Annotated in this window: 17 protein-coding genes; 10 read left to right on the forward strand and 7 right to left on the reverse strand. The window is 61.2% G+C overall.

Features of this window, described 5'->3' with window-relative positions:
- The first annotated feature begins 4 nt into the window (after positions 1-4).
- The 5 genes from ACQY1J_RS04085 (at position 5) to ACQY1J_RS04105 (ending at position 7,768) form a co-directional block, all read left to right on the forward strand.
- Entirely contained in the window at positions 5-2,101 is a 2,097-nt protein-coding gene (locus ACQY1J_RS04085; RefSeq protein WP_430250028.1) for a hydantoinase/oxoprolinase family protein, read from the forward strand.
- Positions 2,098-2,712, forward strand: coding sequence for a cysteine hydrolase family protein (locus tag ACQY1J_RS04090; RefSeq protein WP_062458496.1), 615 nt, complete (start codon positions 2,098-2,100; stop codon positions 2,710-2,712). The genes ACQY1J_RS04085 and ACQY1J_RS04090 overlap by 4 nt, the downstream gene beginning before the upstream one ends.
- Positions 2,709-4,109 (forward strand): FAD-dependent oxidoreductase, encoded by a 1,401-nt coding sequence (locus tag ACQY1J_RS04095; protein WP_430249499.1) that lies wholly within the window; start codon positions 2,709-2,711, stop codon positions 4,107-4,109. The genes ACQY1J_RS04090 and ACQY1J_RS04095 overlap by 4 nt, the downstream gene beginning before the upstream one ends.
- Before the next feature lie 112 nt (positions 4,110-4,221).
- Entirely contained in the window at positions 4,222-5,730 is a 1,509-nt protein-coding gene (locus ACQY1J_RS04100) for an ATPase domain-containing protein (RefSeq protein WP_062458489.1), read from the forward strand.
- Positions 5,672-7,768 (forward strand): PAS domain-containing protein, encoded by a 2,097-nt coding sequence (locus tag ACQY1J_RS04105; protein WP_430249501.1) that lies wholly within the window; start codon positions 5,672-5,674, stop codon positions 7,766-7,768. Before ACQY1J_RS04100 ends, ACQY1J_RS04105 begins: the two co-directional genes overlap by 59 nt.
- Positions 7,769-7,829: 61 nt before the next feature.
- On the opposite strand, the gene ACQY1J_RS04110 is transcribed toward ACQY1J_RS04105, so the two are convergent.
- The 5 genes from ACQY1J_RS04110 to ACQY1J_RS04130 all read right to left on the reverse strand — a co-directional run bounded on the left by ACQY1J_RS04110 (position 7,830) and on the right by ACQY1J_RS04130 (position 12,450).
- On the reverse strand, positions 7,830-8,657 hold the full coding sequence (locus tag ACQY1J_RS04110; protein WP_062458483.1) for a transglutaminase-like domain-containing protein: 828 nt from the start codon (positions 8,655-8,657) through the stop codon (positions 7,830-7,832).
- A 74-nt stretch (positions 8,658-8,731) separates the two neighbouring features.
- Positions 8,732-9,628 (reverse strand): transglutaminase family protein, encoded by an 897-nt coding sequence (locus tag ACQY1J_RS04115; RefSeq protein WP_062458480.1) that lies wholly within the window; start codon positions 9,626-9,628, stop codon positions 8,732-8,734.
- Between the two features lie 93 nt (positions 9,629-9,721).
- A complete protein-coding gene (locus tag ACQY1J_RS04120) occupies positions 9,722-10,009 on the reverse strand; it encodes a DUF1488 domain-containing protein (RefSeq protein WP_371816237.1) in 288 nt (95 codons plus the stop codon).
- 297 nt (positions 10,010-10,306) lie between these two features.
- A complete protein-coding gene (hutC, locus tag ACQY1J_RS04125) occupies positions 10,307-11,050 on the reverse strand; it encodes a histidine utilization repressor (protein WP_430249503.1) in 744 nt (247 codons plus the stop codon).
- 50 nt (positions 11,051-11,100) lie between these two features.
- On the reverse strand, positions 11,101-12,450 hold the full coding sequence (locus ACQY1J_RS04130) for a formimidoylglutamate deiminase (RefSeq protein WP_430249505.1): 1,350 nt from the start codon (positions 12,448-12,450) through the stop codon (positions 11,101-11,103).
- 105 nt (positions 12,451-12,555) lie between these two features.
- Here ACQY1J_RS04130 and hutI point away from each other — a divergent pair, with 105 nt between their 5' ends.
- From hutI to ACQY1J_RS04155, 5 genes are all read left to right on the forward strand, one after another.
- Complete coding sequence (gene hutI, locus ACQY1J_RS04135; protein WP_430249507.1) at positions 12,556-13,803, forward strand: imidazolonepropionase; 1,248 nt, start codon at positions 12,556-12,558, stop codon at positions 13,801-13,803.
- Positions 13,800-15,335 carry a histidine ammonia-lyase gene (gene hutH / locus ACQY1J_RS04140; protein ID WP_430249509.1) on the forward strand — a complete coding sequence of 512 codons (1,536 nt, stop codon included), beginning with the start codon at positions 13,800-13,802 and terminating at the stop codon, positions 15,333-15,335. Before hutI ends, hutH begins: the two co-directional genes overlap by 4 nt.
- Before the next feature lie 27 nt (positions 15,336-15,362).
- Complete coding sequence (hutU, locus tag ACQY1J_RS04145) at positions 15,363-17,048, forward strand: urocanate hydratase (RefSeq protein WP_430249511.1); 1,686 nt, start codon at positions 15,363-15,365, stop codon at positions 17,046-17,048.
- A 5-nt stretch (positions 17,049-17,053) separates the two neighbouring features.
- Positions 17,054-17,647, forward strand: a complete 594-nt coding sequence (locus tag ACQY1J_RS04150) for a HutD/Ves family protein (RefSeq protein ID WP_113165004.1) — start codon at positions 17,054-17,056, stop codon at positions 17,645-17,647.
- A 236-nt stretch (positions 17,648-17,883) separates the two neighbouring features.
- Positions 17,884-18,387 (forward strand): invasion associated locus B family protein, encoded by a 504-nt coding sequence (locus ACQY1J_RS04155; protein WP_062576716.1) that lies wholly within the window; start codon positions 17,884-17,886, stop codon positions 18,385-18,387.
- A gap of 79 nt (positions 18,388-18,466) precedes the next feature.
- On the opposite strand, the gene ACQY1J_RS04160 is transcribed toward ACQY1J_RS04155, so the two are convergent.
- Together ACQY1J_RS04160 and ACQY1J_RS04165 are read right to left on the reverse strand one after the other, a co-directional pair.
- On the reverse strand, positions 18,467-19,636 hold the full coding sequence (locus ACQY1J_RS04160) for a pyridoxal phosphate-dependent aminotransferase (RefSeq protein WP_430249513.1): 1,170 nt from the start codon (positions 19,634-19,636) through the stop codon (positions 18,467-18,469).
- Between the two features lie 34 nt (positions 19,637-19,670).
- Positions 19,671-19,928, reverse strand: a complete 258-nt coding sequence (locus ACQY1J_RS04165; RefSeq protein ID WP_430249515.1) for a hypothetical protein — start codon at positions 19,926-19,928, stop codon at positions 19,671-19,673.
- Positions 19,929-19,939: the final 11 nt, after the last annotated feature.

Raw genomic sequence — 19,939 nt, forward strand, 5'->3', positions numbered from 1 at the left:
CGATCTGGGAACAACAAAACAACAAAATGAAAAACTGGGTCAGACGGGATTGGGCCGGATCGTCGGCGTTGATGTCGGCGGCACCTTTACCGATCTCTTCTATTTCGATGAAGCTTCGGCGAAATTCCGCACCAACAAGGTCTCTTCCAACCGGGGTGATGAAGCTGTCGGCTTCCTCGATGGTCTGAAGGGTTTCGGCGCCATCGCAGACCTGTCTTCGATCGTCCACGGCACCACCGTCGGTACCAACGCGCTGCTGGAGCGCAAGGGCGCCAGGGTCGGTCTGATCACCACCGAAGGCTTTCGTGACGTTTTGGAAATGCGCCGCCGGGACCGGCCCAATACCTGGGGCCTGTGGGGCGATTTCATCCCCGTCGTCGAACGCGACATGCGTCTGGAAGTGGCGGAACGCACGCTTGCCGACGGAACGATCCGTCTGGGCGTCGATGTCGATGCCGTCCGCGTCGCTGCCGAAAAGCTGAAGGCGATGGGTGCGGAAGCGCTCGCGATCGTTTTCGTCAACGCCTATGCCAATCCCGAAAACGAGGAGCGTGCGGTGGAAGCCGCCCGTGCCGTCTGGGACAACGAGAACCTCGCCTGCTCGACGCAGATCCTGCCCGAAATCCGTGAATTCGAGCGCACGTCGACGACCGTCCTCAACGCCTATCTGCAGCCGGTGGTCGGCTCCTATCTCGGCAAGCTGGAAACGGCACTGGCAAGCGAAGACTTCGCCGGCCGCTTCCATATCGTCCAGTCGAACGGCGGCGTCATGTCGACGGAGACGGCGCGCAGGCTTCCGGCCCGCACAGCGCTGTCCGGTCCGGCGGCAGGCGTCATTGCCGCAGCCGCGATCGCAAAAGCGGCAGGCTTTCCAAACGTCATCACCGGCGATCTCGGCGGCACGTCCTTCGATGTCTCGCTGATTGCCGACGGCAAGGCAGCGCTCGCGGCCCAGACGACGATCGATTTCGGCCTCGTTATCCGAACACCGATGATCGAGATCACCACGATCGGTGCCGGCGGCGGTTCGATTGCGCATGTGGATGCCGGCGGCCTGCTGCAGGTCGGCCCCGAAAGTGCCGGTTCACGGCCCGGCCCGGTCTGCTACGGTCAGGGCAATACCCGGCCAACGCTGACGGATGCCAACGTCGTGCTCGGCCGTATAAACGCGGACCGGCCGATCGGCGGCAAGCTTGCCCGTCTCGACGTGGAGGCCGCCAAGGCCGCGATCGACCAGCATGTCGCAAAGCCGCTCGGCCTCGGTGTGATGGAAGCGGCCGAAGCGATCGTGAAGATTGCCGACAGCCGCATGGCCGGCGCGATCCGGCTGATGTCGATCGAGCGCGGTCACGATCCGCAGAAGTTCGCGGCCGTTCCCTTCGGTGGCGGCGGGGCATTGCATGTCTCGGCGCTGATTCGCGAAGTCGGGCTGAAGGCGGCGCTTGTGCCGCGTTATCCGGGTGTGACATCTGCGCTGGGTTGCGTCATCGCCGACATCCGCCACGACCAGGTCCAGACCTTGAACCTCTCGCTCGAGGGCATCGACGTTGCGGCGATCGACGCCCGCATGGTCGAGGAGGCGGGCAAGGCGCGCGCGGTCGTTGAGGATGCGCATCTGACGGTCGAGCGGATCGATACGCTGTTCGAGCTCGACATGCACTATGTCGGTCAGACCCATACGGTTCGGGTCACACTGCCGGCAACGATCAGCGGGAGCCAAACCGATGTCAGCGAGGCGATGATCCAGCAGGCTTTCGAGGATGCCTATCAGGCAAGTTTCAGCCGGCTTCTGCCGGGTGTTCCGATGCGGATCGTCAACCTTCGCACCAGCGCGATCGGCATTCGTCCGAGCTTCGATCTGAAGGCGCTGGCCGCACCTGTCGATACGACGGTTGCCTCCGCAACGACAGGCTCGCGACAGGTCTGGTTCGACGGCGCCTGGCATGAAACGACGATCTACGATCGCCTGCAACTGCCGGAGAGTTCCGAAATCCAGGGCCCGGCGATCCTCGAACAGCCGGATGCAACGACAGTCGTCTCGCCGGAATTCAAGGCACGCGTCGATCTCTACGGAAATATCATCGTGGAGCGGAAATCATGAGCGGACATTCGATCCCCATAGAAAAGACCGGCCTGATCATCGTCGATCTGACCAATGATTTTCTGGCCCCCGACGGCGCCTATGGCCGTGCCGGTCAAGGCGCGCCTGAGATCGCGGCATTGCAGGAACGCATCAAGCCACTTGTGGACGTAATGCGCGCAAAAGGCGGCTACATCATCTCGGCCCAGTTCACGCTGGTGCCGGGCAAGGGTGGCGAGCCGATCATCTCACCGCATCTGAAGGAACTCCGGCCCTTTCTCGGCAAGGGCGATTTTGCGCCAGGCACCTGGGGCAACAGCCTGATCGATGATCTGGCGCCGGCCGATCTCATTGTCGAGAAAGTCGCCTATTCGGCGTTCTACATGACCCGGCTCGAATGGGTCCTGCGCAAATGCGGCATCGAGAAGCTGGTGGTCGGCGGCATCGTCACCAATGGCGGTGTCGCCTCCACCGTTCGTGACGCCCATGTCCGCGATTTCGAAACGATCACCCTGTCGGATGGTTCGGCCGCCTTCTCGCAGGAAACGCACGAGACCGCGATCGCAGCATTGAAACCTGTCAGCCGGATCGCGACAATCGAAGACATGATCGCCGAGTTCGACGCCCAATGAGAAAGGTCGAAGTCTCGGACCGGGAATTCGAGGTGATGGTGCCGCTTGTCGTGATCGGCGCCGGTGCCGCCGGTATGGTTGCAGCATTGTCGGCCAAGGCAGAAGGCGTCGATGTGCTTGTGCTGGAGCGCGATCCGCTGCCGCGCGGTTCGACGGCGCTGTCAGCCGGCCTCATCCCGGCAGCAGGCACGCGCTGGCAGCGCGCGATCGGTGTCGAGGACACGCCGGAAGCCTTCGGGGCGGATATCCTGCACAAGGCGGATGACGAGCCGGATGTGGATCTCGTTCGGCTGGTCACCGAAACGGTCGGCCCAACGCTGGAATGGCTGGCCGAGGAGCATGGCCTGGCGTTTTCGCTGGTCGACAACTTCCGGTATCCCGGTCACTCGCACCTTCGAATGCATGGTCTTCCCTCCCGGTCCGGCGAGGAACTGATCGATCGTCTGCGCGACGCCGCGGAAGAAGCCGGCATCGATATCCTGACGGAAGCTCATGTGGACACGCTCGTCGTTGGCTCCGACGGCAAACCGCGCGGCATGACCCTGTCGCGACCGGATGGGTCCCGCGAAGACATCGGCTGTGAGGCGTTGATCCTTGCCTGCAATGGTTATGGCGGCAATCCGGCACTGGTGGCCGACCACATTCCGGAGATGCGGGATGCTCTTTATTTCGGCCACCCGGGCAACCAGGGCGATGCGATCGTCTGGGGTGAGGCGCTGGGTGCTGCGACGCGGCATCTGAGTGGTCATCAGGGCCATGGATCGGTCGCCCATCCTGCCGGGATCCTGATCACCTGGGCGACGGTCATGGAGGGCGGCTTCCAGGTGAATGTCGAAGGCAAGCGCTTTTCCAACGAGGCGAAGGGGTATTCGGAGCAGGCGTCCAACGTGCTTGCTCAGCCGGAAGGCATCGCATGGACCGTGTTCGACACGCGGATCGCCGCGATCGCCGGCCAGTTCGAGGATTTCAGAAGCGCCGAGCGTATGCATGCGATCATCGAGGCCGATACGATCGAGGCGCTTGCGGAGCGGATGCAGGTCTCGCCGGAGAAACTGACGGCAAGCTTCCGTGCTTTCGAGAATTGCAAAGCCGAGGGTGGGGCGGACCCGTTCGGCCGTTCTCTGGCAGACGTGCCGCCACTTCGAGCGCCCTTCAAAGCGGTAAGGGTCACCGGCGCGCTCTTCCACACCCAGGGCGGGCTTGTTGTTGACGGCGAGGCACGCGTGGTTCGACGCGACGGTTCGACCATCGCAAACCTTTTTGCCGCCGGAGGCGCTGCCTGTGGCGTATCGGGCAGCAAAGCGAGCGGCTACCTGTCCGGGAACGGTCTCCTGACTGCAGTGGCGCTCGGACGCATTTCGGGTCTTCGCGCCGCCGCTTACCTGCGCAACTGCTAGAATCGAAGGGCAGCCGGAAACATCTCGTTCGTCACAGTTACCGTACCCAACCCGTCCATCTCTTGTTTCCACGCCAGTTTGCGCTAAGTCAAAAGTCGCAAAAGGAAAAAACATGATCGACGGCTTGAGTACAAAGGCGAGGACAGGCGTTCGGGGACTGGACGATGTATTATCGGGCGGTTTGACTCGCCGCCATGTTTTCCTGCTCGAAGGGACGCCGGGCACGGGCAAAACTACGATCGCCCTGCAATTTCTTTTGGAAGGCGCAACACTCAAGGAGCGCTGTCTTTATATCAGCCTGTCGGAGAGTGAAGAAGAACTGCGGGAAAGCGCGCTTTCGCACGGTATCGAATTCGGGGATTCGATCGAAATCTTCGAGCTCGTCCCCCCGGAAAGCCTGCTTGACGCAGACCAGCAGCAAAGCCTGCTTTACTCCTCAGATCTGGAGCTCGGCGAGACGACCAAGCTGATCTTCGAGGCCTTCGAGCGTCTGAAGCCGCAGCGTGTGGTGATCGACAGTTTGTCGGAAATCCGTCTGTTGGCACAGAGTTCTCTCCGCTACCGCCGCCAGATCCTGGCCATGAAGCATTTCTTTTCTCGATCCGACGCCACAGTCCTTTTGCTCGACGACATGACGTCGGACAATCTCGACAAGACCGTCCACAGCGTCGTTCACGGCGTTCTTCATCTCGAGCAGCTGGCTCCCGACTATGGTTCGGAACGCCGCCGCCTGCGGGTGATCAAATATCGCGGCCAGGCGTTCCGCGGCGGCTATCATGATTTCGTTATCAAGACCGGAGGCGTCTCGGTCTTTCCGCGGCTGCGTGCGATCGAGCACAAGACGGCATTCGACCGAGCTATTTTGAAAAGCGGCATTGCCGAATTCGACGATCTTCTTGGCGGTGGTATAGAGCGCGGGTCGAGCACGCTGCTCATCGGACCTGCCGGTACCGGCAAAAGCCTGTTCGCGCTCCAGTTTGTAGCAGCTGCCGTGAAGCGCGGTGAGAAAGCAGCCGTCTTCATATTCGACGAGGAGCTCGGCCTGTTGTTCTCGCGTACGAAAGCAATGGGGATCGACCTCGAGAAGATGCGCGACGACGGCGCTATTCACATCGAGCAGCTGGATGCGGCCGAGCTTTCGCCGGGGGAATTCTCGCAACGCGTGCGGGATCGCGTGGCGACCTTCAAGGCCGGGACAGTCGTGATCGATAGCGTGAACGGCTACCAGGCGTCGATGCCCGAGGAAAACGCGCTGATCCTGCACGTGCATGAGCTGCTACAATACCTCAATCGGCAAGGCGCCAATACGTTTCTGACAGTTGCCCAGCACGGGCTCGTCGGAGACATGAAATCCCCGGTCGATGTCACCTACCTCGCCGATACAGTTATCCTCCTGCGCTATTTCGAGGCACTGGGCAGGGTTCGGCGTGCTGTCTCGGTCATCAAGAAGCGAACCGGTCGGCACGAAGAAACCATCCGCGAGTTTCGCATCACCGATGCAGGGCTGACACTGGGCGATCCGCTTTCCGGTTTCCAGGGCGTGTTGCGCGGTGTACCGACGCTTGTCGGCGAAAAGCAGCAACTGCTGGAGCTTTCAAACGAGGACGAAAGCCATTCCTAACAGAGATGCCGTCGGCCTCATTCATGCCCCACACGGTCGCGATGCGCAGATTGCGGCATCCCTCCTGAAGGAAGCCGGTATCGCTTCGAAGGCGGCCCCGGACCTGTCCGGTTTCGTCGACAGCCTTGACGACAACATCGCGCTCGCTGTCATCACCGAGGAAGCTCTGCGCTCCGCCGACCTGCGCGCCATCTCCCAGTGGATCGAGAACCAGCCGAGCTGGTCGGATCTACCTTTCGTCATTCTGACAAACCGCGGCGGTGGTCCGGAGCGTAATCCCGCAGCTGCGCGGCTGTCGGAGGTCCTTGGCAATGTCAGCTTCATCGAGCGCCCTTTCCACGCAACGACATTCATCAGCGTTGCCCGTTCTGCCGCACGCGGGCGTCGGCGCCAATATGATGCACGTCTGCGGATGGAAGCTCTCGACGAAGGAGAGCGGCGTTTGCAGACAGCACTCGAGGCCGGTCGGCTCGGCGCTTGGGAACTGGATCTTGCAACCGATGTCCTGAGCACGTCTGCGACCTGCAAGAGCATTTTCGGACGCGGTCCGGAAGAGGCGTTCACCTATCAGGACCTTTTTGCCAGCATCCATCCCGATGACCGGCAACGCGTACAGGATGCTCATACCGCAACAGCCGAGAGCGGTGAGGATTATTCTGTCGAATACCGCACCGTCTGGCGCGACGGCACCGTGCGCTGGGCAGAGGTGCGGGCACAGCTCTACCGCGACCACTCGGGCAAGGCGGTCAAGCTGGTCGGCGTATCCGCCGACATTACCGACCGGGTCATCAACGAGAAGCAGCAGCGGCAGATCAACGAACTGCTTGAAGAGCGTGTCGCCGAGCGGACGCGTGAACTTGAACAGGCCCATTCGGTCGTGATGGACGAGGTGTCGCAGCGTGAGCGGGCGGAAGATCAACTGCGCCAGGCGCAGAAGATGGAGGCGATCGGCCAACTGACCGGCGGCGTCGCCCACGATTTCAACAACCTGTTGATGGCAGTGCTCGGCAATCTCGAACTGCTCCGCAAGCTCGTTGCGGGCGATCCGAAAGCCGAACGGCTGATTGATGGCGCCCTTCAGGGTGCAAGACGCGGGGCGTCGTTGACCCAGCGGCTGCTCGCCTTTGCCCGCCGCCAGGATTTGCAGATCGGTCCGGTTGACCTTGGCGCCCTGATCGGTGGCATGCGCGACCTTCTCGAACGCTCGGTCGGGTCGACCATCCTCGTCGAAACCGCGATACCGGATCATCTGCCGAAGGTTTCGGCAGATGCCAACCAGATCGAACTGGCGCTTCTCAACCTCGCCGTCAACTCGCGTGACGCCATGCCCGACGGTGGCACGCTGCGGATCAGCCTCAGCCAGGAAGAGCAGAGGTTCTCAAACGATACGCTGGCAGCCGGGCGTTACGTCGTGCTCTCGGTCAAGGACGAAGGCCAAGGCATGGACGAGGCGACGCTGCAGAAAGCCATCGAACCGTTTTTCTCAACGAAGGAACTGGGCAAGGGAACGGGCCTCGGATTGTCGATGATCCACGGCCTGGCGTCCCAGTTAAAGGGAGAGTTGAAGTTGTCGAGCAGGATCGGTTCCGGCACCACCGCCGAATTGTGGATTCCGGTCTCTTCCGCTGCCGAGCAGCCGAGGCAGGCCGAGGCACCATCGCCTCCGGCAGAATATCAGGGTGGTCCCAAGCGTATCCTGCTTGTCGACGACGACGTCCTCATCGCCATGAGTTCCGCCGACATGCTGCTGGATCTCGGACACGACGTGGTCGAAGCCCATTCCGGCAAGGAGGCGCTGGAGCATCTGGGTAAGGGACCAAAGTTCGATCTGATGATCACCGACTACTCCATGCCTGGCATGACCGGGGGCGAACTCTCGAAGGCTGCACGAGCCTTGCTGCCCGAATTGCCAATCCTGATCGCCTCCGGCTACGCGGATCTTCCGCCTGGCGTTGATCTTGAGGTTGCGCGGCTCGGAAAGCCGTATACGCAGGCACAGCTGGCGGAACAGATCGGCAAGCTTACGTCGCCGCGCTAGTTGCTCTCGCAACCGGGCGCGACGTCATAAAGCTCAAAGGGTCAGAAACTCGGCGCGGCTATTACGCCTGCCCGTCTCCGCCCATCGGCAGTTCGTCCGTGATCACTTCGAACCTTGCCAGGATCGCCGGGCCGAAGGCCGTAGACAACGCGACATCGGTCGCATCGCGACCGGTCGCCATCAGGATCCGGCCGATACGAGGTTTGTTGTGACGGGCATCGACAGTGTGCCAGCGGCCGCCGAGATAGACTTCGAACCAGGCACTGAAGTCCATCGGATTGTGATCCTTGGGAACACCGATGTCTCCGAGATAACCCGTGCAGTAGCGTGCGGGAATGTTCATGCACCGGCACAGGGTGATCGCCAGATGCGCGTAGTCCCGGCACACGCCCGTCTGGTCGTTGAAGCCGCCGAACGCGGTCCGCAGCGAATCGGCGTTCTGATAGTTGAACGCAATGCGGTTATGCGCGAAATCAAGAATGGCTTTGACGCGCGGCCAGCCCAGATCAGTCGAGGAAAACGTGTTCCAGGCGAAGTCTGACAGACGGTCCGTGTCGCAATAACGGCTGCCCAGCAGGAACACCAGAACGTCGTCGGGTAGATCCTGGATGAGATGCTGCTGCGCATCTTCCGGGATCGGGTCCGGGAGCCCGGTGTCATAGATCTCGAACTCGGTCGAGATCGTCGTCAGGCCGGGCGGTGCAACGATGCGGCTGCAGGCGTTTCCGAAGACATCCTGATAACCCCAGGCTTCGATCGGTCTGTCGAAAGTCAGCACCTGTTCGGTCAATAGATCTACGCGACGGGAGGGGTGGATATTCAACGCCAGAAGCATGGCAGTCGGCTGTTGGCATTCATAGCCCAGATGAAAACCGGCGCGTATCCTCATGAAGCGATGTCTCCTAAATACCGTTGACGAGATGGCAGCAATGCGGCAATGCCCGGGCGTTGATACGGTTCCGTTTAGCCATGAAGTTTGGCCTGGAACTCGTCGGTCGTGACGTTGACCTGCACTGACATGCTTTTGAAATCTTCCGCCTCACCGTCATAGCTGCCACGAAGCGGGATAGCCTGTTTCGGGTCGCGGGCGACGCCGACGCGAATAAGGTCGCGGTTGCCGACAATGCCGTTGGTCGGATCAAATTCCACCCATCCGGCTCCCGGCAGGTAGACCTGGCACCAGGCGTGGGTAGACCCGCCTCCAAGCGTCGTCGATCCGTCGCGATCGGGAACGTAGATATAGCCGGTGACGAAACGTGCAGCGAGGCCGAGGGCCCGTGCGGCTTCCATCATCAAAAGCGCAAAGTCGCGGCAGGTCCCGCGACGCAGCTGCAGCGTCTCGAGCGGAGCCTGGGTGCCGTGTTCGTGGCGACGGGCATAGACGAAGCTTTCACGGATCGCGTAGCAGAGCGTCATCAGCAATCGGCCGGTCTCGGTCGGCTGGCCGGGTTTGACGAACTGCCGCGCCCATTTGCCAACCTCGTCGTTGGCATCCGGGTAATGGCGACGGATGGTGCATTCCAGATCGAACGCTTCCACCGGGTCATAGGTGAAGGGATAGGTGAGGGCTTCCTCGTCGATCTGAAAATCCATCGCGAGCTGCGGCGTATGATCGAGCCTGATGGTCGTTTCGAACTGGAGCTTCTGAGACGCACCCTCAAAACCGACCAGCGCCACGCAGTTCCCAAACACGTCATGGATCCAGCGGACATAGGCAGGCTTTGGAAAGACCTCGAGGCGCGACACGAGCAGCGTCTGGTCGAAACTGTCCCTTGGTCGGAACAGCAGCCTGTGTTCGCCGAACTCGACCGGCTTATGATACTGGTAGGACGTAAGGTGACGAACCGAAAAGATCGTCATGCGATCACCGAGCCGAGTTCGACTGACATTGGGTCAGATCGGATAAATACATCATGTCGGGACGATGAGCGATCACGCTCAGCAGAAGTCTGTTCATTTGAAGTTCTCGAGATCTAGCATGATGGATTGTGCGTTTTTCGCCTTGTAGGCAGCTTGGGCTGCCTTCAGGATCTTCGGTCGTAGCGCATCGAAAGAGGCAAGATAATCATCGCTGACGGCAGTTCTTTCAACAAGGTTGCTGCTGAGAACTTCAGCAGCAACGAAGAACCGAACCTCGAACATGCCGTCATGACCCAGAAAGCGGACGCGTCTTTTCGATTCATCGTAACTGCGCGCGGGATTTGGGAAAGAAAGTGTCATGGCAGCCTCTGTCGTCAGCATGGCTCCGAATGTCGGACTACCACGTTTGCATGTCGGGTATCTTGCTGCCATCCGCTTAGTCGATGATAGCAAGCCCAGTGACGTTTCGCAGGTAACCGGCTTTTTGGTCCCGCAGTCCGTATTGAGGCAGCGCCGCCAATTTTCCAAACGCCGGATCGATGGCATTCTATGCCGACGAACCATATGACTAGGTCACGTTGAGCCCCCGAAGTCCAACGCGAAATGGCGAGCCTGCTGCGACAGACCGCATTTTAAGCCTGAATGGGCGGGGGGAGGCTTGGGGTGGGCAAACCGGTCTCAGCTCGAGGCCGGAGCAAAGCGTGCAGTGATCGCATGGCTGTCGGAAGGGTAGCTGAACCGCACCGACGTAACGGGGCCGGAAACGTCCCAGGTCTTGCGTTCTACCACGAGGCAGGCAGACTGCGGCGGGATTTCCAGCCGCCTTGCCAGCTGTTCGTCCGCAAGCTGGGCCGAGATCCGATGTTCCGCAGCGGTCCATGGTATCTGCGCGATCAGCCACTTGCCCGGTGAAACCGTCGAGAAATCCATGTCCTTTGCCTGCGGCACGGTCTTCAGATTGATCAGTCGTTCCTCGAGACAGAACGGCTTCCCGTCGGCGAAATGCAGGCAGACGACGTAGATGGATTTTTCCTTGCCGGAGACGCTCAGGCGCAGCCGGTCCGTTGCCACAGTCTTCCGCTCCCGGCATTCCTCCATCCGGAAATGGTAGTCCTTGTTCAGGGCGCGGACTTCATCTTCGATGTCGTAGATCTCAAGAATGGCAGCCTGGTTGCGCGGCTGGGCAACAAAGGAGCCCGATTTCTTGCGCCGCTCGATCAGCCCGGCATTGGCAAGCTGGGTCAGAACCTTGTTCGCGGTCATCCGCGAGACATTGTAGTGCTTGGCGAGCTCGACCTCAAAAGGGATCCTGTATCCCGGGGGCCATTCGCCGCTGACGATATTGTTCTCGATGTCGCCCAGGATCTTCTGGTGCAGTGTGCCCACCGCACGCGTCGCCTTGATCTCTTTTTCTCCGGTCAAGGCGAAGTCCTTCGGCTCTCTGCGTCAAAAGGGTTCTCCACCATATCCGGTTAGCCGGCGTCAAGCAGAGCGGCCATCACGGCCTGGAACCCCGGCAGGATCGTCTCTCGGCTCACATGCCGACCGCCCGTCACCAGCTTCTTGCCCGCCGCCCAGACGCAATCCACCTTGATCGTATCAGCGAAGATCCACTGGTCGAGAACCTGATCTGCCGAAAGGTAGGGGGCGGCCTCAAGGTCGAGCGAAACGAAATCCGCCGATGCACCTGATACGATGTCGTCCTGCGACTGCAATGCGCGGGCGCCACCTTTCAGCGCTTCCTGGAACAGGCGCGCACCCGTCGATTGCTGCGGTAGTGCCACGACGTTTCTCGAGCGTAGTCCAAGACGCTGCGAATATTCGAGCTGCCGAAGTTCATGCGCGACCGAAATCGAGATGTTCGAGTCCGAGCCGACGCCGAACTGGCCGCCTTCCTCGAGGAATGCCGGCGCCGGAAATATGCCGTCGCCGAGATTGGCTTCCGTGATGGGGCAGAGACCGGCGATGGCTCCTCGGCGTGCCATGTCGCGCGTTTCCGCCTCGGTCATATGGGTAGCGTGGATCAGGCACCAGCGCTCATCGACCGGCATGTTGGCGAGCAGCCATTCGACGGGACGTGCGCCCGACCACGCGATACAGTCCTCGACCTCTTTCGTTTGCTCGGCGATATGGATGTGGATCGGGCCTCCACCTGCCATCGGCAGAACGTCCCGCAGTTCTTCCGGCGTCGCGGCCCGCAGACTGTGCGGCGCGATGCCGAGTTGGCCGCCGGGAAGCGCAGACGTGATCTTCCGGCATTCCTCCATCAGCGTGGAAAAGCTTTCGACCGAGTTGATGAAGCGTCGCTGGCCCTCCGTCGGTGCCATTCCCCCGAAACCGGAGCGGGCGTAGAAGACCGGCAGAAGGGTGAGAGCGATCCCGGTGGCAGCGCTGGCCGCACCAATCCGCTCCGCGTGCTCGCCGATATTGGCATAGTGGCGCCCATCGCGGTCGTGGTGAAGGTAATGAAACTCGCCGACGCGGGTAAAGCCCGCCTCCAGCATTTCCATATAGAGCTGCGCAGCGACCGCCTCGATATCGTCAGGTGTCATGGACAGGGCGAATTTGTACATCAGCGTGCGCCAGCTCCAGAAGCTGTCGCTTGTCGATCCGCGAACCTCCGTCAGTCCCGCCATGGCGCGCTGGAAAGCGTGGCTGTGAAGATTGGCCATGCCGGGCACGATTAGCCGGTGCCGCTCGTCGGTGGCATCAGGCATCGCGTCACGCTCGATCGACCGCACTGTCCCATGCTCGATCGTCAGGCGAGTGTTGCTCGCCCATTCCCCGCCAATGAGTGCGTTTTCTGCAAAAATGGTGTTCACTGCCAACTCCATTTGTCGGTCCAGTCTGCGGTCAGCAGGCTCTTGCAAATTCTTCTTGCCATGGGTTTTTATGTATATACATTAAAATAAAAAGAGGAAGGCTTCGTGGTCGAGAATAGCGATAATTCACCGGTGGCGCCAACCAGAACGCTGTGGCGCAACGCCCGGCTGCTCACGCTTGCCGACGAGGCGCAAGGCCTTGCACTCATCGAGCACGGTGCCATTGCCGTAGAGGATGGCCGGATCGTCTTCGCCGGCCCCCTGTCCGATCTGCCGACGACCTTTCCGGATGCCGACAAGATCATCGACGTGGAGGGCAGGGTGATCACGCCCGGCCTGATCGACTGCCATACGCATCTGATCTTCGGCGGCGATCGCGCCATGGAATTCGAAATGCGGCTCGAAGGGGCCACCTATGAAGAGGTCGCGCGCGCAGGCGGCGGCATCGTCTCCTCCGTCAAGGCGACCAACGCTCTTTCCGTCGACGGGCTTGTGAAGGCGGCCCTGCCAAGGGTCGATGCGCTTCTCGCGGAAGGTGTTTCGACGCTCGAGATCAAATCCGGTTACGGCCTGTCGATCGAGGGCGAACTGAACATGCTGCGCGCCGCCCGGGCGCTCGAAAAAATCCGCCCGGTGCGGGTCGTCACCTCCTTCCTCGGCGCCCACGCAACGCCCGTCGAGTACCGCGGACGCAACGGCGACTACATTACCGACGTGGTGCTGCCCGCTATGGACCTTGCCCATGCGGAAGGCCTGGTGGATGCAGTCGACGGGTTCTGCGAAGGTATCGCGTTTTCGGTTGCGGAGATGCGCCGCGTCTTCGATCACGCGACGTCGCTCGGCCTGCCCGTGAAGCTGCACGCCGAACAGCTTTCCAATCTCGGCGGTGCCGCCATGGCGGCATCCTACGGTGCCTTGTCCGCCGATCATCTCGAATATCTCGACGCCGAGGGCGCTGCTGCGATGGCGGCGTCGGGCACGGTTGCGGTTCTTCTGCCGGGCGCCTTTTATGCGATCAACGAAACGCAGAAACCGCCGGTGCAGCTGCTGCGCGATGCCGGCGTTAGGATCGCGATTGCGACCGATTGCAATCCCGGCACGTCGCCGCTCACCTCGCTGCTGCTGACGATGAACATGTCGGCGACACTTTTCCGGCTGACCGTCGAAGAATGCATCGCCGGTGCGACGCGCGAGGCGGCGAGGGCGCTCGGTCTTCTCTCCGAAACCGGCACGCTGGAGGCCGGAAAATCGGCGGACTTCGCCATCTGGAACATCCAGCGACCGGCCGAGCTGGTTTACCGCATCGGCTTCAACCCGCTTCATTCGAACGTCTTTAGAGGTCAACAGCTATGACGATCACGCTTCAGCCCGGCAGCGTTACTCTGGCCGAGCTTTCCGATCTCTACTGGAACAATGGTTCGGCGGTTCTCGATCGCTCCTTCGATGCCGGCATCGAAAAGGCGGCGCGACGCATTGCGGAAATCGCTGCCGGAAACGCACCGGTCTACGGCATCAACACCGGCTTCGGTAAGCTTGCCTCGATCAAGATCGACAGTGCCGATCTCGCCACCCTGCAGCGCAATCTCATCCTGTCGCATTGCTGCGGCATCGGCGCGCCGCTGCCGGAAAATGTCGTGCGGCTGATCATGGCGCTGAAGCTCATCTCGCTCGGCCGCGGCGCGTCCGGTGTCCGGATCGAGTTGGTCCGCCTGATCGAGGGCATGCTGGAAAAGGGCGTCATCCCGGTTATTCCGGAAAAGGGCTCGGTCGGCGCATCCGGCGATCTGGCACCACTTGCCCATATGGCCGCGACGATGATGGGCGAAGGAGAAGCCTTCCTGCAGGGAGAACGACTGGCGTCTGCCGATGCGCTCGCCAAGGTGGGTCTGACACCAGTCGTGCTCGCTGCCAAGGAAGGGCTGGCGCTGATCAACGGTACCCAGACCTCCACCGCACTGGCGCTTGCGGGCCTGTTTCGCACGCATCGCGCCGCCCAGACGGCACTTGTTACAGGCGCCCTGTCGACCGACGCGGCTATGGGCTCTTCCGCGCCGTTTCATCCCGACATCCACACCCTGCGCGGCCACAAGGGACAGATCGATGCCGGTGCCGCACTTCGCAACCTGTTGGAAGGCTCCGAAATCCGTGCGAGCCACATCGAAGGCGACGAGCGGGTTCAGGATCCCTATTGTATCCGTTGCCAGCCACAGGTCGACGGCGCCTGCCTCGATCTGTTGCGGTCCGTGGCAAGGACGCTGGAAATCGAGGCGAATGCCGTCACCGACAATCCGCTGGTTCTGTCCGACAATTCCGTCGTCTCCGGCGGCAACTTTCATGCCGAGCCGGTCGCCTTTGCCGCGGATCAGACGGCGCTCGCGATCTGCGAGATCGGTGCGATCGCCCAGCGCCGTATCGCGCTTCTGGTCGATCCTGCTCTCTCCTACGGCCTGCCGGCATTTCTCTCGAAGAAGCCGGGTCTCAACTCGGGCCTGATGATTGCGGAAGTCACGTCGGCTGCGCTGATGAGCGAGAACAAGCAGATGTCGCATCCCGCCTCGGTCGATTCGACGCCGACCTCCGCCAATCAGGAGGATCACGTGTCGATGGCCTGCCACGGCGCGCGACGCCTGCTCGGCATGACTGAAAACCTGTTCGGCATTCTCGGGATCGAAGCGCTGACAGCCGTCCAGGGCGTCGAACTGCGTGGGCCGCTCAAGACCAGCCCTGAACTCGAGAAGGCCGTTGCCGTGTTGCGCGCAGCGGTGCCGGCGCTCGAGGATGACCGCTACATGGCGCCGGATCTAAAGGCCGCAAGTGAACTGGTCGCGTCCGGCGCCTTTGCCAAAGCCATCTCGCCGGGCATCCTGCCAGTGCTTGAAGTTTGATGATCAGAAGAAATTGGGAGCTACGTCATGACCAATCCACGCCATAACATCCGCGATGTCCGCTCGCCGAGGGGCAGCGAGCTCAATGCCAAGAGTTGGATGACCGAAGCGCCGCTTCGGATGCTGATGAACAACCTCGATCCCGATGTGGCGGAAAACCCGCATGAACTCGTGGTCTATGGCGGCATCGGCCGGGCCGCCCGCACCTGGGACGACTTCGACAAGATCGTCGCGACGTTGAAGACGCTAACGGAGGAGGAGACGCTTCTCGTGCAGTCCGGCAAGCCGGTCGGCGTGTTCCGCACCCACAAGGATGCACCGCGCGTGCTGATCGCCAACTCCAACCTTGTGCCGCATTGGGCAACCTGGGACCATTTCAACGAACTGGATAAGAAGGGCCTGGCCATGTACGGCCAGATGACCGCGGGTTCGTGGATCTATATCGGCACGCAGGGCATCGTCCAGGGCACCTACGAGACCTTCGTGGAAGCGGGCCGCCAGCATTATGGCGGCAGCCTCAAGGGCAAGTGGATCCTGACGGGCGGCCTCGGCGGCATGGGCGGCGCCCAGCCGCTCGCAGCCGTCATGGCCGGCGCCTGCTGCCTTGCCGTCGAATGCGACGAGACCCGCATCGATTTTCGTCTGCGCACCCGCTATGTCGATGCCAAGGCGAAGACGCTGGACGAAGCACTGGCGCTGATCGACCAATGGACGAAGGCGGGCGAAGCGAAATCGGTCGGCCTGCTCGGCAACGCTGCCGAAATCTTCCCTGAACTGGTCGCCCGCATGAAGGCCGGCGGCGCTCGCCCGGATATCGTCACCGATCAGACATCCGCCCATGACCCGCGCAACGGCTACCTGCCGATCGGCTGGACCGTTGAGGAAGCCAAGGCCAAGCGCGAAAGCGATCCCAAGTCCGTGGAGGTTGCGGCCCGCGCATCGATGAAGGCGCATGTCGAAGCCATGGTCGCGTTCTGGGATGCCGGCGTGCCGACGCTCGACTATGGCAATAACATTCGCCAGGTCGCCAAGGACGAAGGCCTGGAGAATGCCTTCGCCTTTCCGGGCTTCGTCCCGGCCTATATCCGTCCGCTGTTTTGCCGCGGTATCGGCCCGTTTCGCTGGGCTGCCCTGTCGGGTGATCCTGAGGACATCTACAAGACCGATGCGAAGGTGAAGGAATTGCTGCCCGACAACACTCACCTGCACAACTGGCTGGACATGGCGCGAGAACGCATCGCCTTCCAGGGGCTTCCGGCGCGGATCTGCTGGGTGGGTCTGGGGGATCGCCACAAGCTTGGTCTCGCCTTCAACGAGATGGTGAGGAACGGCGAACTGTCCGCGCCTGTTGTCATCGGCCGCGACCATCTCGATTCTGGTTCCGTCGCCTCGCCGAACCGCGAGACGGAAGCGATGAAGGATGGATCGGACGCGGTCTCCGACTGGCCGCTTCTCAACGCGCTGCTCAACACCGCATCAGGCGCTACCTGGGTGTCGCTGCACCATGGCGGCGGTGTCGGCATGGGATATTCGCAGCATTCCGGCATGGTCATCTGCGCCGACGGAACGGATGATGCAGCCCGGCGGATCGAACGTGTCCTGTGGAACGACCCGGCAACCGGCGTCATGCGCCACGCCGATGCGGGATACGAGATCGCGATCGACTGCGCCGAAGACAAGGGTCTTCGCCTTCCCGGCATCCTCGGGAACTGACGCGTATGCGCATCCTGCCTGCATCGGACCATAAGCGGATGCCCTGGAAGAACGGCAAGGGCGAGACGGTGGAGATCGCCGTCTTTCCCGAGGCTGCGTCGGTCGATGATTTCGACTGGCGTATCAGCATGGCGACGGTGGCCGAGGACGGCCCGTTCTCTGTGTTCGCGGACATAGACCGGACCCTCAGCATTTTGACGGGCGACGGGATCGAGCTTTCGGTTGAGGGCGAGCCCGATCGTGTCCTGCGCCTCGACACGCCGCCCCACGCGTTTCCGGCCGATGCAGTGACCAGCGCAAGGCTACTCTCTGGCCCGATCACCGATCTCAATGTCATGACCCGGCGCGGAAAGTTTATTCACGGCGTGACGATGCTCTCCGTCAGTCAACGCGTCATTACGTCGAACGGTTCGGACGTGACCCTGGTTCTGCCGACGTCGGATTTGGTGCTGAAAGACGGCACATTGCTTGGCGCGTATGATGCGATCCTGCTGCATCCGGGCGATTCGGAGATCGAACTTAGTCAGGCGCCATCAAGCCGGACTTTTCTTGTCCGCATCGCCTCACGGCAAAAAGCCTCGGTTTCGTTACAGGTTTGACGCATTTGTGAAGATGCCGTGAGGCTGGCCGCAGCGATCGCGCTAAAGAACCGGAAACGCGATATTTCGTCTCTTTCGGGTGATCACATCTGCCCGGTTCCAGACCGGGTTTGGCGGAGGCGACGGCGCAGAAGGTGAAAGTTTTAACTTTCCGGTAACCGCCTCCTCCCCCTATGGGATCACTTACGGATGCATTCGTACCCGTATTTCCCTTGCCATTCCCAACAGGAGACGAGATGTCCTTCAAACCTTTCGCCCTTGCGCCTCTCTTTGCAGCCGTGATTGCCCTGCCGGCATTTGCCCAGCCGAGCCCGACGATGCTGAGGCAGTTCGGCGACTGGAACGTCTATTCCTATCAGGCGGGAGCTTCGAAAAGCTGCTACGTCCTGACCATTCCGAAACAGGCGACGCCCGCAAGCGTCAACCACGGCGATAACTTCTTCCTCGTGGCGCCCAAGCCTTCGGGCAGCGGATATTATCCGCAGGCCATCATGGGATATGATCTTCAAAACAGCTCACAGATAACGGTCACGATCGATGGCAAATCCTTTGCCATGACGCCGCGGGGCAACTCCGGCTGGACGCAGCAGGAAAGCAATGATTCCGCGATGATCGACGCCATGCGTACGGGAAGCAATATGACCCTTCAGGCGGTCTCGGGGAGAGGCACCCGCACATCCTATACGTTCTCGCTCAGCGGCGTGACCGCAGCCCTCAACCAGGCCGGTCAGTGCAACTGACGTCGATCTCTTAAGATCTCTGATGGGTGGAGTTCGAAACCGGCATTCGCCCATCGCCGATCTTGACAAGCTCGTCCGGTCAGCGTCGGCGGATGTAGGCGAACAGGCGCTCGGCTGCATCTTCGATCTGCTTCGGGTCGCGCAGAAAGCATGCTCTCATGAAGGGAGCGCCGCCGGGGCCGAATGCGGTGCCCGGCGCCATGCCGACGCCGGTTTCATCGACAATCCTGAAGGCTTCGGCGCGGCTGTCTGTTACGCCGTCGATCTTCAGGAACGCGTAGAGCGCGCCTTCGGGCTTTCGCGTTTCGACACGGTTGGTGGCGACCAGCGCGTCACACAGAATGTCGCGCGAGGTTCGGGCACGCTCGACATTGGAGCGAATGAACTCGTCGCCAAGGTCGAGTGCCGCAATCGCGCCCTTCTGCATGAACTGCGCAACGCCTGACGTGGAATACTGTATGAGATTGGTGAGCGTCTGGCCGATCTCCGCCGGCGCCACCACCCAGCCGATACGCCAGCCGGTCATGCACCAGTTCTTCGAGAACGAGTTGGCAAAGATGATGCGGTCTTCCGCGTCCATGACATCCATGAACGACGGCGCCCGCGTGCCTTCGAAATAGTAGAGCCCGTAGATCTCGTCGGCGATGATCCAGAGACCATGGCGGCGCGCAAGGCCGAGAATCGCCTGGAGATCATCCTTCGTTGCCGTCCAGCCCGTCGGGTTGGATGGGGTATTAATGAACAGCGCCCGGGTTTTCGGCGTGATCGCAGCTTCCAGTCGGCCCGCATCGAGCACCCACCTGCCATCGATGAAATCGAGGACGACAGGTACGGCCTTTGCTTCGGAAACACTCGCGGCATGGGCAGCGTTCGGCCAAGCCGGTGACAAATAGATCACTTCGTCGCCGGCCGATGCGACCGTCTGGATCGCCAGCACGATCGACTGCATGCCCGATCCGGTGACATAGATGTTGTCGACTGAGAGATCGGCCGTGTAGTGGCGCTGGTAGTAGCGCAGGATTGCCTGGCGAAGCTCCGGGATCCCTTGCGTCCAGGTATAGAATGTCTCGCCTGCGAGAAGCGCGTCGCTGGCCGCGCGGGTGATGAAGTCGGGCGTCGCAAGGTCGCCTTCGCCGATCCACAGCGGCATGAGGTTGTCACGACCGCGTGCATAGGTGACGATTTCGCCAATACCGCTACGCGGAGCGGCCGCAGCGCGGGCGCTGATGTCGGGTCGGATGATCGTCATGCGAATCTCGGCTGAGTATGGCGGGGAACTATGCCTAGGCCAAGTTCCGACGTACGGTCAACCGGTTGCAGGCCGCATCGGACACGGAACCTTCGGTCCGAAAGCGTTGATTTGGCGATGGTTTCGACGGCTCTTCGGGCGTGCCCGGTTTCGCCACCGGGGCGAAGGTCAGCACCTCGATCAGGAAATACGCAGATTGGACAAGTTCGTCTTCGCCCATGTCATCCTCGAACTGCGGTTCGTCTTTAAAAAACTGCTCTTCAGGAAGGATTTTCATAAGGATGCGGTGCATTGCTGATTCAA

Source organism: Neorhizobium sp. DAR64860/K0K1 (genome assembly GCF_050500205.1).
Lineage (GTDB): Bacteria > Pseudomonadota > Alphaproteobacteria > Rhizobiales > Rhizobiaceae > Neorhizobium > Neorhizobium soli.